This window comes from Streptomyces sp. NPDC046821 (assembly GCF_040645335.1).
Taxonomy (GTDB): Bacteria; Actinomycetota; Actinomycetes; order Streptomycetales; family Streptomycetaceae; genus Streptomyces.
Map to the genome: position 1 here is coordinate 1 of NZ_JBEYYB010000001.1, position 12,135 is coordinate 12,135.

The 12,135-nt window shown below is 69.6% G+C and carries 11 protein-coding genes and 3 pseudogenes; 8 read left to right on the forward strand and 6 right to left on the reverse strand.

What is annotated here, in order from left to right:
* Both ABZ893_RS00005 and ABZ893_RS00010 read right to left on the reverse strand, forming a co-directional pair.
* Positions 1-192, reverse strand: a pseudogene (locus tag ABZ893_RS00005) (hypothetical protein); the annotation flags it as partial.
* Positions 193-1,702: 1,510 nt separating this feature from the next.
* The gene (locus ABZ893_RS00010; RefSeq protein ID WP_361394195.1) at positions 1,703-1,933 is read right to left on the reverse strand and encodes a hypothetical protein; all 231 of its coding nucleotides are present in this window, start codon (positions 1,931-1,933) and stop codon (positions 1,703-1,705) included.
* Between the two features lie 292 nt (positions 1,934-2,225).
* On the opposite strand from ABZ893_RS00010, the gene ABZ893_RS00015 reads away from it, so the two are divergent.
* Complete coding sequence (locus ABZ893_RS00015; RefSeq protein ID WP_361394198.1) at positions 2,226-2,594, forward strand: PadR family transcriptional regulator; 369 nt, start codon at positions 2,226-2,228, stop codon at positions 2,592-2,594.
* Positions 2,591-3,445: a hypothetical protein gene (locus ABZ893_RS00020; RefSeq protein WP_361394202.1), complete on the forward strand. Its 855-nt coding sequence runs from the start codon at positions 2,591-2,593 to the stop codon at positions 3,443-3,445. Before ABZ893_RS00015 ends, ABZ893_RS00020 begins: the two co-directional genes overlap by 4 nt.
* A 146-nt stretch (positions 3,446-3,591) precedes the next feature.
* Here the strand turns inward: ABZ893_RS00020 and ABZ893_RS00025 are convergent, their stop codons facing one another.
* Positions 3,592-3,855: an SDR family oxidoreductase gene (locus ABZ893_RS00025; RefSeq protein WP_361394205.1), complete on the reverse strand. Its 264-nt coding sequence runs from the start codon at positions 3,853-3,855 to the stop codon at positions 3,592-3,594.
* Here ABZ893_RS00025 and ABZ893_RS00030 point away from each other — a divergent pair.
* Both ABZ893_RS00030 and ABZ893_RS00035 read left to right on the forward strand, forming a co-directional pair.
* Positions 3,823-4,104, forward strand: a pseudogene (locus ABZ893_RS00030) (NAD(+)/NADH kinase); the annotation flags it as partial. The gene ABZ893_RS00025 and the pseudogene ABZ893_RS00030 sit on opposite strands and share 33 nt — an antisense overlap.
* A gap of 494 nt (positions 4,105-4,598) precedes the next feature.
* A pseudogene (locus ABZ893_RS00035) lies at positions 4,599-4,850 on the forward strand (iron-containing alcohol dehydrogenase); the annotation flags it as partial.
* Here the strand turns inward: ABZ893_RS00035 and ABZ893_RS00040 are convergent.
* Positions 4,819-5,670, reverse strand: coding sequence for an enoyl-CoA hydratase/isomerase family protein (locus ABZ893_RS00040; RefSeq protein WP_361394208.1), 852 nt, complete (start codon positions 5,668-5,670; stop codon positions 4,819-4,821). The pseudogene ABZ893_RS00035 and the gene ABZ893_RS00040 overlap by 32 nt on opposite strands.
* A gap of 110 nt (positions 5,671-5,780) precedes the next feature.
* Complete coding sequence (locus tag ABZ893_RS00045) at positions 5,781-6,407, reverse strand: VanZ family protein (RefSeq protein ID WP_361394211.1); 627 nt, start codon at positions 6,405-6,407, stop codon at positions 5,781-5,783.
* 497 nt (positions 6,408-6,904) lie between these two features.
* Here ABZ893_RS00045 and ABZ893_RS00050 point away from each other — a divergent pair, with 497 nt between their 5' ends.
* On the forward strand, positions 6,905-8,041 hold the full coding sequence (locus ABZ893_RS00050) for a histidine kinase (protein WP_361394214.1): 1,137 nt from the start codon (positions 6,905-6,907) through the stop codon (positions 8,039-8,041).
* Complete coding sequence (locus ABZ893_RS00055; protein ID WP_361394217.1) at positions 8,038-8,691, forward strand: response regulator transcription factor; 654 nt, start codon at positions 8,038-8,040, stop codon at positions 8,689-8,691. The genes ABZ893_RS00050 and ABZ893_RS00055 overlap by 4 nt, the downstream gene beginning before the upstream one ends.
* Positions 8,692-9,398: 707 nt before the next feature.
* Here ABZ893_RS00055 and ABZ893_RS00060 read toward each other — a convergent pair.
* Positions 9,399-10,364 (reverse strand): pirin family protein, encoded by a 966-nt coding sequence (locus ABZ893_RS00060; RefSeq protein WP_361394220.1) that lies wholly within the window; start codon positions 10,362-10,364, stop codon positions 9,399-9,401.
* A gap of 121 nt (positions 10,365-10,485) precedes the next feature.
* Between ABZ893_RS00060 and ABZ893_RS00065 the strand changes: the two genes are divergently transcribed.
* Both ABZ893_RS00065 and ABZ893_RS00070 read left to right on the forward strand, forming a co-directional pair.
* Entirely contained in the window at positions 10,486-10,833 is a 348-nt protein-coding gene (locus ABZ893_RS00065) for a tetratricopeptide repeat protein (RefSeq protein ID WP_361394223.1), read from the forward strand.
* 112 nt (positions 10,834-10,945) lie between these two features.
* Positions 10,946-12,130 (forward strand): methyltransferase, encoded by a 1,185-nt coding sequence (locus tag ABZ893_RS00070; protein WP_361394225.1) that lies wholly within the window; start codon positions 10,946-10,948, stop codon positions 12,128-12,130.
* Positions 12,131-12,135: the final 5 nt, after the last annotated feature.

Consider the following 12,135-nt stretch of genomic DNA (forward strand, 5'->3'; position numbering starts at 1 on the left):
GCACCGGGCGGGGGGCCGCGACGCCCCCCCCGCGGGGGCCGCTTCGCGGATATCTCCTCCAAAGCCCACGTTGGTCACCATCAGGACAACGTCCCCCTTGTGCACGGGACGACCCGTCCCGTTGAGGGTCTGCAGGTCCGGGGTGCCGACGGCGGCGCCGTCCAGGCCCTTTTTGCGGTGCTTGCATTGCACTACCCACAGCCGGCCGAGCGGGTCGTGCCCCTTTCAGGTCCGCGCCGAGGTCGCCCCGGCCGCCGCAGCGCACCGCGTCACGTGATCCATCGCGGGCGAACAGGTCGCGCACCGCCGACTCGAACGCGCTGCGGTGCATCGCGTCCAGCCGGCCGAGCGAGTACACCAGTCCGTCCGTACGCAGCTGCGCGGCCCGTGCACGCTCTATCCGCCGGTAGACGAGACCTGCGAGGCCGAGCAGCGCCAGCCGGCCCGCAACGACCAGCACCCACCAGTGCGCCCACACCCACTGGACCACCTTGACGAGCACCAGGCCGACGACGGCGAGGACGCCGACCGCCATGAGCAGTGCCTCGTCCTCGCTGCCGCGCCGCCACTTACGAGGGCTCACCGGCACCCTCCGACGCACTCGACGCGATTCTGCCGCTGCCGTGCGACGCCGCTCCGGCCCCTGACCACTCCCCTGTACGGCACGGTGCCCCCTCATCTGCGAATTCCCCGCCACTGCTCATGACAGCACCCGGCACCGACACCAGCCCCGCTGACGCGATCGCACGACCGAAAACCGTCGCAGATCGCCCAACAGGCCTGTACCAGTGCGGAGTTGGGAGGAGCCGGCTGTCAGTGGGCGCCGCTACCGTCGAATGTTGCGCCGAGGACAACCCGGCCCCCGCCCCGGGGTACCGCACCACTCCCTTCTCTCGGCGAGGACCTCCCGTGACCTACGTTCGCCCCCACGTTCGTCGAGATGGCACCTTCGTCAAAAGCCACCACCGCCAATCCCGCCCACGTACGGCCGTGCGCACCAGCGCGCCCCGCCGCAGGCGCCCCACCGCGCCGACTCCCCAGCCCGTCCAGTACGGGCCGACCACCTACGTCCGCCCCTACTACCAGTCCGACGGAACCCGCGTCCGAGGGCACCACCGGCCAGCACCCGAGCCCGAGCTGAGGAGCCCGAGCCGAGGAGCCCGCCAAGGCCGGCTGACATCTGCCGCTGCGATCACCGCTGTCACTGGCAGTCTTCTGCGAGTCCCCACTGCCGGTCAGGACACTTCTGCTTCCTGCACATCCGTGCCGGCCTGGGCGGCCAGGTGCCCTGACCAGTTCGCAGACGGAGGCACAGTGGGCAACAGTGCGGTGCAGGTGACAGCGTCTTCGACGGTCGACGGAAGTTGCGTTCCCGCTACCTTGCCCACCGGACCCGCCGACGATGCCTGACTGGGCTGCTTTTCCAGGCGGACCTGCGCGATCCTCCCCGGAGCATGTCGCCCAAGTCGTGCGTCTTGTCTGTCGCGGCAACCTCCTCTCGTACGGCTGCAGATGCGTTCCGCATCGACCCTGCCTACCGACCTGAAGTCGGAGGTGACCGAACTCAGGGCCGCCCCGTAATCGATCTTCAAGTCGCGCTGGGCAGGCAGTTGCGGTGCGTGCGCTCTCTACTGTCGAGTCAAGGCGAGGTGGTGCAGGCGGGCAATGCCGAGCAGGGAATGGTGGACTCCATCGTCGGCCATCACCTGATCACGTAGTCGCGCGGGCCGGCGCCGCGTGCGCGTTGGAGGTCGCCAGCCTCTTCCAGACGACGTAGCTGATAGAGCACCGACGAAGGGCTGGACAAACCCACGGCCGCAGCGATCTCCCGGACCGTCGGAGCCTCGCCGCGATCGGCGATGTGGGCACGTATCGCCACGAGGATCGACCGCTGCCGCTCGGTGATTTCCCAGGAACGCCGGACCCGGGTCATGACTCTTCCCGCCCGGCACGCCGCCGAAGGTCAGCGCGCCGATCCCGCGGAACCTCCCGCACAAGTTGCCGGGACAGATCGATCAGCCGCCGCCGCAGCCGCGTATTACTACCCGCCGGAGCCTCGGCAAGCGCTCTGTAAGTGCGGTCCCACTCGCGCTGAGACTGCACGATGTCGGGGGAATGTCCGCTGTGCACCATGAACCCAGTAGATCAGGTGTTCGATTTTCTCGGCAAGGCGAGGTGTACTCGCCTGACGTGCGACCCTCTTCCCATAGTCAGTTGAACGGACTATGGTTCGTGCCGTGACCGATCGTAAGAAACCACTGCAGGAACCGACCCTGCTCATCCTTACCGCCCTGGCCGACGCCCCCCGCCATGGCTACGCCCTCGGCCAGGAGATCACCGAGATGTCCGAGGGTCGGGTCAAGCTGCGTACCGGCACGCTGTACGGCGCCCTGGAACGCCTGCAGGCCGACGGGCTCATCGCCGTCTTCGCCGAGGAGCGGGTCGAGGGCCGCCTGCGCCGCACCTACGCGCTGACCGTCCAGGGGCGCCGGACGCTGACCGAGGAGGCACGTCGGCTGGCCGCCACCGCGCGCGAAGCCACCCGCCGCCTGAACAAGGCGGCAGACAGCGGTGCGGCGGGGGCTCTCGCATGACGGACATGACGGGCTCACAGCCCGCCCCGCGCGCCCTATCTCTCTATCCGCGGCGCTATCGGGCCGAGCACGGCGACGAGATCACGCAGCTGTACCGGGACGCCACCGAGGGTGCAAACGCGCACGCCCGGCTCCGCGAAGACTGGGACATCGCCGCCCACGCCCTGCGCGTACGCACCGCCCTCACCTCCCACCAGCCGCTGGGCCGCTTCACCCTGACCGCTGCCCCGTACGCTCTGGCGGCCGCCGCCTCCGTCACCGCATCCCGTCTATCGGCGACGGCTTTCGATGTCATCCGGAATGCGGACACAGCCTCGCTCCCCGGCATCGGCGATCTGATGGCGTGCCTGGCCACGTTGGCGGCCGGGGCGCTGGCGTGCACGGGCCGCTGGCCTCGGGCCCGGGCGTTGAGTGCGCTGGCCGTGGTGCTGCTCGTCGCGCAGGTGCACGCGTCCGCCTGGCTGCTGCCGCTACTGGCGGTCGTGGTGCTCATGCCGTCAGCGGCCGAACCCTCGAGGACCGACCGGCGCCTGGCTCTGGTGCTCGCCGCGCTCACCTGGCTGCCCACGTTCCCGATCGCCCTGCCGGTGATCAGTACGCTCGGCGCCGGCATGATCGGCCAACTGGGTCCTGTCATGGCTGTGTTGGCATGGCGGACCGCTGCGAAGGGCTGCACGCCCCACCACGTTCTGGCCGTCCTCTTCGCGGGCCTGCCCTGGATCACCACGCCGACCGCATCGCCCATCGGCCTCGCCATCGTGGCCACGGCGCTCACCCTGGCCTGGTGCGTGGGACGCACGGCAGGCACCCGCCGCCTTGCCGGAACAGGACGCAGCCGCCCCCACGTCTAGTGTCGGGTTTTCGACCACCGAAGCGTCCGTGGTGGAACTGAGCTGGTCTGACGCGTCACGTAGATATCCGTGACGCGTCAGTCCAGTCGAAAGGTCTCAGCTCAACAACTGCAGCCGGACGGCAGCCTCTCCGAACTCCTGGTGGATCAACGGGTGGTGTAGGCACCTCCGTTGACGTTGATCGTCTGTCCGGTGATGTGCCGTGCTCCAGACGAGGCGAGGAAGTAGGCCGTCTCGGCGACGTCGTCCACCGAGCCAGGGCGCTTGTTATAAGTCTCCTCGACGAGTGCGGCGTGGCATTCGTCCGAGAGCTGCCCGCGGAAAGCCTTGTTCCTCCTTTGACAAGCCAGTCGGCTCCGAGCGACAAGAACTTCCTCATGCCCGTAGACCGTATTGGTTTGGTCGTTCACCAGGGACGTCCCGAGGCCCTGCGGGCGGCGCACACCGTACGGGCGTGGGGTGAGCGGCACGGCATCCCCTGCGCGGACATCGACGTCTGGTCAGACGACAGCCGGCGCCGGACCGGACGGGAGGAGGCTCACGCCGCCGGGGATCCCGACCTGATCGTCACTCTGGGCGGCGACGGGACCTTCCTTCGTGGCGCCCGGGTCGCCGTCAAGACCGGCGCGAGTGTGCTCGGCGTCGACCTCGGCAAGGTCGGCTTCCTCACCGAGGTCCGCGTCGGCGACGTCATCACCGCACTCGACGCCGCCCATACCGGGCAGGCCCTGGTGGAGGAACGCATGACGCTGACCATGCGCGCCTCCAGACCACCGGAACTGCCTGCGGAAATGGAGACCTTCCTCTGCTACGGGCGCGGCCCTGCCCTCCAGCAAGGTACCCGTCTGGCGTTCCCCCGTCCTGGCCGACGCCTTGCTGTTGGGACTCATTCCCACCAGGTCACAGCCCTGGTCTTCGCCACCGCTCCAGGTGGTGTGGACGACCTCGACGCGGGAGTGGACATCGAGCTTGGAGCACACCGAGGGCAAGTGGATGCCGATCGGTTTGTGTACCCGCGGATCACCAACAGCCAATCAGGCCGTCGAATTTCTGTCTGCCGAGCTGCTCATCGCACGGAGCGCATGGCCCGCCGGGCACCCATCCACTCGTTTCTGGGCGCACGCAGACAGCCCACCCGTCGCATTGAGGGCCAGAAGGCGTGCGCGACCTGGCGGCCGCGCTGCCCGCGCTCGTCGCCAACCCCCGGGACCGGGAAGCCCGCGCCGCCGCACTCCAGGGAGCCTGGCTGTGCGGGGCCTGCCTGGGGGCCACCACGATGGGCCTGCACCACAAGCTCTGCCACGCCCTGGGCGGCACATTGGACCTGCCCCACGCCCAGACCCACGCCATCGTGCTGCCGCACGTGGCCGCCTTCAACCTGCCGGCCGCGCCACAGGCGGAGGCGGCGCCATGTCGCCGGCGGCGACATGGCGCAGGAAGATGTCGCGTTCTCTGGCCAGCGCGTCGCGGAAGGGGAGCCGGTGGCTGTCCCGGAGTGACGTGTTGGCCGCGATCAGGGCCGCCCCCGAATGGCGTACGAACTGCTGGGCCCACTCGATCGCGTGGTCGACGAACCCTTCACCCGGAAGAACGGCGTTCAGCCAGCCGACCCGGAAGGCTTCCTCCGCAGTGAACGCGCGCCCGCTGAGGACCACTTCGGCCGCGATCCCCGGGCCGACCAGACGCGGCAGCCGGACTGTTCCTCCGCCGCCGGGGATGATCCCCGCCGGCACCTCCGACTGCCGCAGCCGGGCGCGGGGGGAGCCGACACGCATGGTGCAGGCCAGCGCGAGCTCGCTGCCGCCGCCCGACGCCAGACCGTCGATCGCGGCGATCGTCGGCTGCGGGAGCTCCTCGATACGGTGGAAGGCGTCGAGGTAGGCCTCCAGCCCCGGCGAGTGGAGCGCTCCGTCCTGGCCCACGGTGAACCAGTCGGGGTGATCTGCCAGGTCACCGTGGTTGACGAAATATCCGTCGCTGCCACCGGTGATGACGACCAGCTTGACCCGATCGGTGTTCTCGGCGAACGAGTCGAAGAGGCCGCCGAGTTCGGCGAGCGACTCCGGATCGAGGTAGTTGTCCGGCGGCCGACGGTACGTCAGGAGGGCGATCGCACCGCGGTGTTCGAGGGTCCAACTGCTCATGGTCATCTCACCCTTCGGGAGCTGCGTCGGCGGCGAGACCGCCAGAAACCCAGTCTCGGGGTGCGGGGACGGACACCACATCCGTCAAACAACCGCACTTCCGAACACACCCCAAGAGCACAGTCATTCAGCTGTGGCCACGCCGTCGGCGCCATGTCACACCGACCGACCCGATACGTCGCGGGGTCAGCTCACCTTGCCTGGAGGACGTTGTCGCGCGCCGTTCCGGTGCCTTGCGGCCGGGTCGCCAGTGCTGCGCCAGGCAGTGCGAGGCGTCGCAGCATGTCTCCCAGGAAGGAGGTCCTGACCGCCAGCCGGACGATTCCGTAACCGAGCACGCAGCCAAGGGCGTTGACCAGCACGTCGTTGACATCGGCTCCTCGGTAGTTGTTGAAGAGAACGCACCCGAGGACCTGAGACACCTCGATCGTGAGACTGAAGACAGCTCCGAACGCGAGCGCCCGCCACGCGGAAGTGATCTTTCCCGACACCAGAGGGAGGAGCATCCCCAACGGAATCGTCATGATCACGTTGGGTACGGCGCTGGGGTCCAGGGTGATCAGGAAAGCCCAGTTGACCTGGTCGTACCAGACCACGGCGTCCGCGTACCTGCCGTACATGATGTGGAAGGGAAAGAAGGTGAAACCGAGAACGCCTGCGATGTAGACGGCTGACACGAGGCGGATCGGCACGAACCTCCAGCCCCACCGTGGCCCCGCCGTGCCGCGCATCGCCCGTACGGCGAGGAAGGCAGCGAGCGCGACGACGAGGGGCACGAAGACCGGGAGTGCCTCGATCCGGTAATTGACATCGCCCATGAACTGACTCCTCGATACCAGTGCGGAGGCCGACGCCAACAACTCTCCCGCGGCCGCGCGGCCGGCAGATCCAGCGAAAGACAGATCTTGGGGCGCCCACTACGACTTTCGGCCGACCAGGTCGCACCGGACCGCTTCGCTCCGCCCCACACCGCTCCGCACCGCACCGCACCGCACCGTCCGCCAATTCGCCGGTGTCGGAACACGCGCGCGGACGCTTGGGGCGCGAGCACCACCGCGAACGCGGCACGGCTGATGCCGTTCATGACATGCTCCTGGACGTGACGAAGAGCGGAAGCCGCCCGACGAATTCGACCCCGCACGGCGGCCCCGCACACCGGGTCACCGGAGAGACAGATCCTCCACTGCCCGAGACGACGCTCGGCCCGGCACGCCCGGCACGCCCGGCACGCCCGGCACGCCCGGCCGTCCACGGTTCCGCACGGGCACGGGCACGAGCGCGGGCCCTGCCGCCCTGGGCCGCATGGCTGGCATGGATGGTGGCTCTCGCCCGGGCCCTGCTGTTCGATTACGAGGCCAGTCTGATCGGCCCGAGCGGCATCGAACTCGCCAAGCTTCTCGTCGCCCTGATCGCGGTGACCGTCGTCTTCGTGTCGCCCTGGCTCGGGGCCCAGGCGCTGACGGTGGTCGCCGCGCTGGTCGCTACGGCATCGCTCGCCGTTTCGGTCGCTCTGGCCTTCGGAGCCGGCCACTCCCACGCTCCGGAGGCGGCGTACTGCTTCGCCGAACCGGCCGCGCTGTTGTGGCTGCTGCTGATGGTGCCCCTGCGCGGACGCTCGTGGTGGGTGTCCTGGGCCGCCGCGCCGCTTCTCTGGGCGTCGATCGTGCTGCGGCCGATCGCGAGCGATGCGACCGAAATCAGCGTCATCATCGCGCTGTTCTTCGCCGTCGGATCGACGGCGGTTCTCGGTGCCGGCGCCACCTGGCGGCTGGTACGAGTGGACCGGCGGCGCCGGGCGGAGGCACTGCGTCTGCAGCAGCGCACGGAGTTCGCGCGCGATCTGCACGATTTCGTGGCCCACCATGTGACCGGCATCGTCGTTCAGGCCCAGGGCGCACTGGCGATCGCCGAGAAGCAACCGCTCCTCGTGCGGCCCTCGCTGGAGCAGATCGAGCGGGCCGGGGCGGAGGCGCTCACGTCCATGCGGCGCATGGTCGGGATGCTGAGGGACGGCAACGGAGGAGAAGAGGAGCCTGCCCTCGCACCGTTGGGGGACATCAGTGAGGTGCGCTCGCTCGTCGAAGGGTTTTCCGCGGTCGGTGCCAGCGTACGGGCCAGGCTCGACGTGGAGGGCGCGTTCGACGGTCTGCCGGTGGAGGTCACCACCACCGCACACCGTGTGGTGATGGAGGCGTTGACCAACGTGCGTAGACACGCACACGGTTGCACGGCGGTCCACGTGCGCCTCGTACGGTCCGTCAGCGGTGTCACCGTGGAGATCAGCGACAACGGGCGATCCCGTGGGGGCCACGGTTTTGGGAGCGGGTTCGGGCTGAAAGGCCTTGCCGAAAGGGTGAGTCTGGTGGACGGCAGCATCGAGGCGGGCCCGACGGCGGGCGGCGGCTGGAGCGTCAGGGCCACCCTCCCGGTCCATGTAGGAGGAGTCGGATGACCATCCGTGTGCTGATCGCCGACGACCAGGCGATGGTCCGCGCCGGGTTCGCGATGATCCTGGCCGCTGAGGACGACATCGCGGTCGTCGCCGAAGCGGCGGACGGGCTGCAGGCGGTGGAACTCGCAGAGCGGCACCGCCCCGACGTCGTTCTGATGGACATCCGGATGCCCCGCCTCGACGGCCTCGAAGCACTACGGCAGTTGACCCGCCCCGGCACGGTCAACCCACCGAAGGTCGTCGTCGTCACCACATTCGACGACGACGAGTACGTCCATCGCGCCCTGCACGACGGCGCCTGCGGATTCCTGGTCAAGGACTCCGGTCCGGCCTTGCTGGTCGAGGCGATCCGCGCCGCGGCCTCGGGCGAGGCTCTGGTCAGTCCCTCCATCACGGTGCGGTTGCTGCGCAGCCTCAACAGCGCGGTGTCCGCACATCGCACACCGCACAGCGCGCTGTCGGCCCGCGAGACGGACCTGGTTCGCCTGGCCGCCCGGGGGCTGACCAACGCGGAGATCGCTGCCGAGCTGTCCATCTCGGTGGGCACGGTCAAAACCCACCTCGGCAACGTGCAGACCAAACTGTCCGCCCGAAACCGCGTGGAGATCGCGGCCTGGGCCTGGGAAACCGGCCTCATGGGCCGACACTGACCACGCCTGCGGCGCCGGATCAGCTCGTACGACGGTCTACCCGTCGTGGCCTCTACGTCCCCGTGCGCCGGACCACGGCCGACGAAGCGCGAGGCCGGACCTCGGCTCTTCTCGCCGGCGCCCTGTGTCCGCTCCAGGCGACCTCGTCCGCCCCTACTCGAGTAACGCGACCGACTGCCAGAAGCTTGCTTCCGGTCGGGTGGCGGAGGCAGCTGTGCGGACGCGGCCAGAGGAACGCGGCCGGGCCGCCGAGAAGATCCATCAGGTCGAGGTGCGATGCCATCCCGGAAGGCATGATCGGCGTGCCGACGAGGTCGTACGCCTGCCCACGGCGCTGAGCCGGGTCGACCGTAACGGCCGCCGCAGCATCGGCGACAAGTGGTCGGTGCTCGTGATCGTCGAGCTCGCGGGCGTGGCGGCCGGGTCCACGTCGGCCTGGGTGCCGGGGAGGCCGGGGCCGGCGCGCCGCGGGTGGCGGGACGGGAGGCCGGTTGATGACGCGCGGTGGCAGGGTGCGCGGGTGGGGTCGGGGCGGCAGCCCGCGGTTCACCAAGCCTCCGCACCAACAAGGACCTGACGCATCGTCAGGAAAGTCAGTATTAGGACGGGGGTCTCTGAGGAGCCGTTGCGATCGCGATGCAAGGAAGCCGGGCGAATGACTTGGTCACGCGCCCGGCTTCGCATGGTTCAGCTTACGAAAGTGCAGCTCAGCGCACCCGACCCCGCGGTTTCAGCGGCACCGGGGGGAGTTCCGGAGCGGGCAGCGGTGCGCCGTCGTAGCCCTTCACGTCGCCGAATCGCGAACCGGTCATCCAGTCCTCGCGGGCCTGGGTGACCTCGTCCTGGTTGCGGCCGATGAAGTTCCACCACATCACCAGCTCCTCCTCGAACGGTTCGCCGCCCAGGAGCATCACGGAGGCGTCCGACGCGGCGCGCAGGGGGAGTTCGGTGCGGCCGCAGCCCAGGTAGAGCATCGAGCCCGGGAGGACCGGGACGTCGTCGACGTGGACCTCACCCGACATCGAGAGGACCGCGTACTCGAAGTCCGGCTGCAGAGGGATGGAGAGGTCCGCTCCGTCGGCCAGCGTCAGGTCCGCTCCCACGATCGGCGTGTACGTCGTGCCCGGCGACTTGGCACCGTCCAGCTCGCCCAGGATCAGCGTCGCGCTCAGGCCCGGGGCCGTGACCTGGGGCAGGTCCGCGTGGTGCTGGAAGTGGGGCTCGACGTGGCGGTGGTTGTCCGGGAGCGCCACCCACAGCTGCGCGCCGTGCAGGAAGCGGGCGTGCGGGCGCGGGCTCTCCTCGGAGTGGCTGATGGCCCGCCCGGACGTCATCAGGCCCAGTTCGCGCGGCCTGATCGTCTGCAGGCTGCCCGTGGAGTCGCGGTGCAGGACCTCACCCTGGTGCAGCCAGCTCACCGTCTGCAGGCCCATGTGCGGGTGAGGCGGCACCTGCATACCGGGTTCGTCGGCGATGTCGTCGGGCCCGTAGTGATCGACGAAGGCCCAGGCGCCGACCATGCGGCGGCCGAGGTTCGGCAGCAGCCGGCGGACCTCGGTGGACTCGCCGAGCTTGACGCGCCGGGGGGAGAGGAGTTCACGTACGGGCTCCGCGACGACGAAGCCCCGGCCGCCGCACAGTGACGGCACGGCCTCGCGATCAAGATTGCTCATGCCTCCCAACCTAGCCCCGCGCGGGCTCGAACGTCAGGCTCGCGCACGGGTGGACCCGCGTACGGACGCGTACGGAATATGCGGCGGGTGCCCGAGGTTGATGGCCGTCGAGGAGGCACAAGTGGTGAACACGACCGACTACTACACGCAAGGCACCCCGGCGGAGCGCTGGGAGCGCGCCCAGAAGTTCTTCGACGCCAAGGAGTACGCGCTCGCGGCGCGGATCCTCGACGACCTCGTCGCCGAGATCCCGGAGCAGGTGGCGGCGCGGCTGCTGCTGGCCCGCGCGTACTACCACTCGGCCCAGCTGGGCCGCGCCGAGACCGAGCTGCGCGCCGTCGTCGAGCGTGACCCGGTCGAGCACTACGCACGTCTGATGCTGGGCCGCACCCTGGAGCGCCAGGGCCGTCACGAGGAGGCCGGTCCGCATCTGCGGCTGGCGGCGGCGTTCGCGGGCGACTTCGACTGACAACGCAGGAATTCGTCTGACGACGCAGAAGGGGTGGGGGGCCTGCCCTACGGGGCGGTCCCCACTCCCTCGAGGACCCCACCTCCACGTAACCCGCTAGCCTGGCGGGACGATGAGCAACCGTTTCGAGACGTCATGGGGCGAGTTCGACCTCGCCCGCTTCCCCGAGGATCCCCGCGACGCGCTGCGTGCGTGGGACGCGTCGGACGAGTACCTGCTGCGGCACCTCGCCGACGAGAAGACCGATCTGTCCGGGTCGGTGGTCGTGATCGGCGACCGGTGGGGCGCCCTGACCACCGCCCTCGCCCGGCACTACGACCGGGTGACGGCGATCTCCGACTCGTACCTCGGGCAGCGCGCGACCGGCGCGAACCTCGACCGGGCCGGTGTCGACCCGGCGGCCGTCACCCTGCTGACCACGCAGGATGCCCCGCCGGAGCGCGTGGACGTCCTGCTCGTGCGCGTCCCCAAGAGCCTGGCGCTCCTGGAGGACCAGCTGCACCGCATCGCGCCCGCCGTCCACGAAGGCACCGTGGTCGTCGGTACGGGCATGGTGAAGGAGATCCACACCTCTACGCTCAAGCTGTTCGAGCGGATCATCGGCCCGACGAAGACGTCTCTCGCCGAGAAGAAGGCGCGGCTCATCTTCACGACGCCCCTGCCCGGACTCGCGCGCCCGCGCAACCCCTGGCCGTACACGTACGCCCTGCCGGACGGGGTCGGTCCGGTGTCGGGCCGGAGCGTCATCAATCACGCCGGTGTGTTCTGCGCCGAGCGTCTCGACATCGGCACCCGGTTCCTGCTCCAGCATCTCCCCCGCAGCGAGGGCGCCGAGCGGGTCGTGGACCTGGGCTGCGGCAACGGCGTCGTCGGTACGGCCATGGCGGTGAAGAACCCGCGTGCCGAGGTCGTGTTCACGGACGAGTCGTTCCAGGCGGTCGCGTCGGCCCAGGCCACGTACGACGCGAACGTCGACCCGGAGCGGTACCCCGAGGCGCGGGCCCGGTTCGTCGTCGGTGACGGACTGACGGCGGTGCCGGCGGGGAGCGCGGATCTCGTTCTGAACAATCCGCCGTTCCACTCGCACCAGGCGACGACCGCCGCGACGGCCATGCGGATGTTCTCCGACGCGCGGGACGCGCTGCGACCGGGCGGCGAGCTGTGGGTCATCGGCAACCGCCACCTCGGCTACCACGTGAAGCTGCGGCGCCTGTTCGGCAACAGTGAACTCATCGCCAGCGACCCGAAGTTCGTGGTGCTGCGGGCGGTGAAGCGGGAGCGCCGGGATCGTTCATAAGGCCG

Coding starts and splice junctions, on each gene's coding strand:
- ABZ893_RS00010 (WP_361394195.1), bottom strand. CDS start 1,933: ATGACCCGGGTCCGGCGTTCCTGGGAAATCACCGAGCGGCAGCGGTCG.
- ABZ893_RS00015 (WP_361394198.1), top strand. CDS start 2,226: ATGGTTCGTGCCGTGACCGATCGTAAGAAACCACTGCAGGAACCGACC.
- ABZ893_RS00020 (WP_361394202.1), top strand. CDS start 2,591: ATGACGGACATGACGGGCTCACAGCCCGCCCCGCGCGCCCTATCTCTC.
- ABZ893_RS00040 (WP_361394208.1), bottom strand. CDS start 5,670: ATGTGGTGTCCGTCCCCGCACCCCGAGACTGGGTTTCTGGCGGTCTCG.
- ABZ893_RS00045 (WP_361394211.1), bottom strand. CDS start 6,407: ATGGGCGATGTCAATTACCGGATCGAGGCACTCCCGGTCTTCGTGCCC.
- ABZ893_RS00050 (WP_361394214.1), top strand. CDS start 6,905: ATGGTGGCTCTCGCCCGGGCCCTGCTGTTCGATTACGAGGCCAGTCTG.
- ABZ893_RS00055 (WP_361394217.1), top strand. CDS start 8,038: ATGACCATCCGTGTGCTGATCGCCGACGACCAGGCGATGGTCCGCGCC.
- ABZ893_RS00060 (WP_361394220.1), bottom strand. CDS start 10,364: ATGAGCAATCTTGATCGCGAGGCCGTGCCGTCACTGTGCGGCGGCCGG.
- ABZ893_RS00070 (WP_361394225.1), top strand. CDS start 10,946: ATGAGCAACCGTTTCGAGACGTCATGGGGCGAGTTCGACCTCGCCCGC.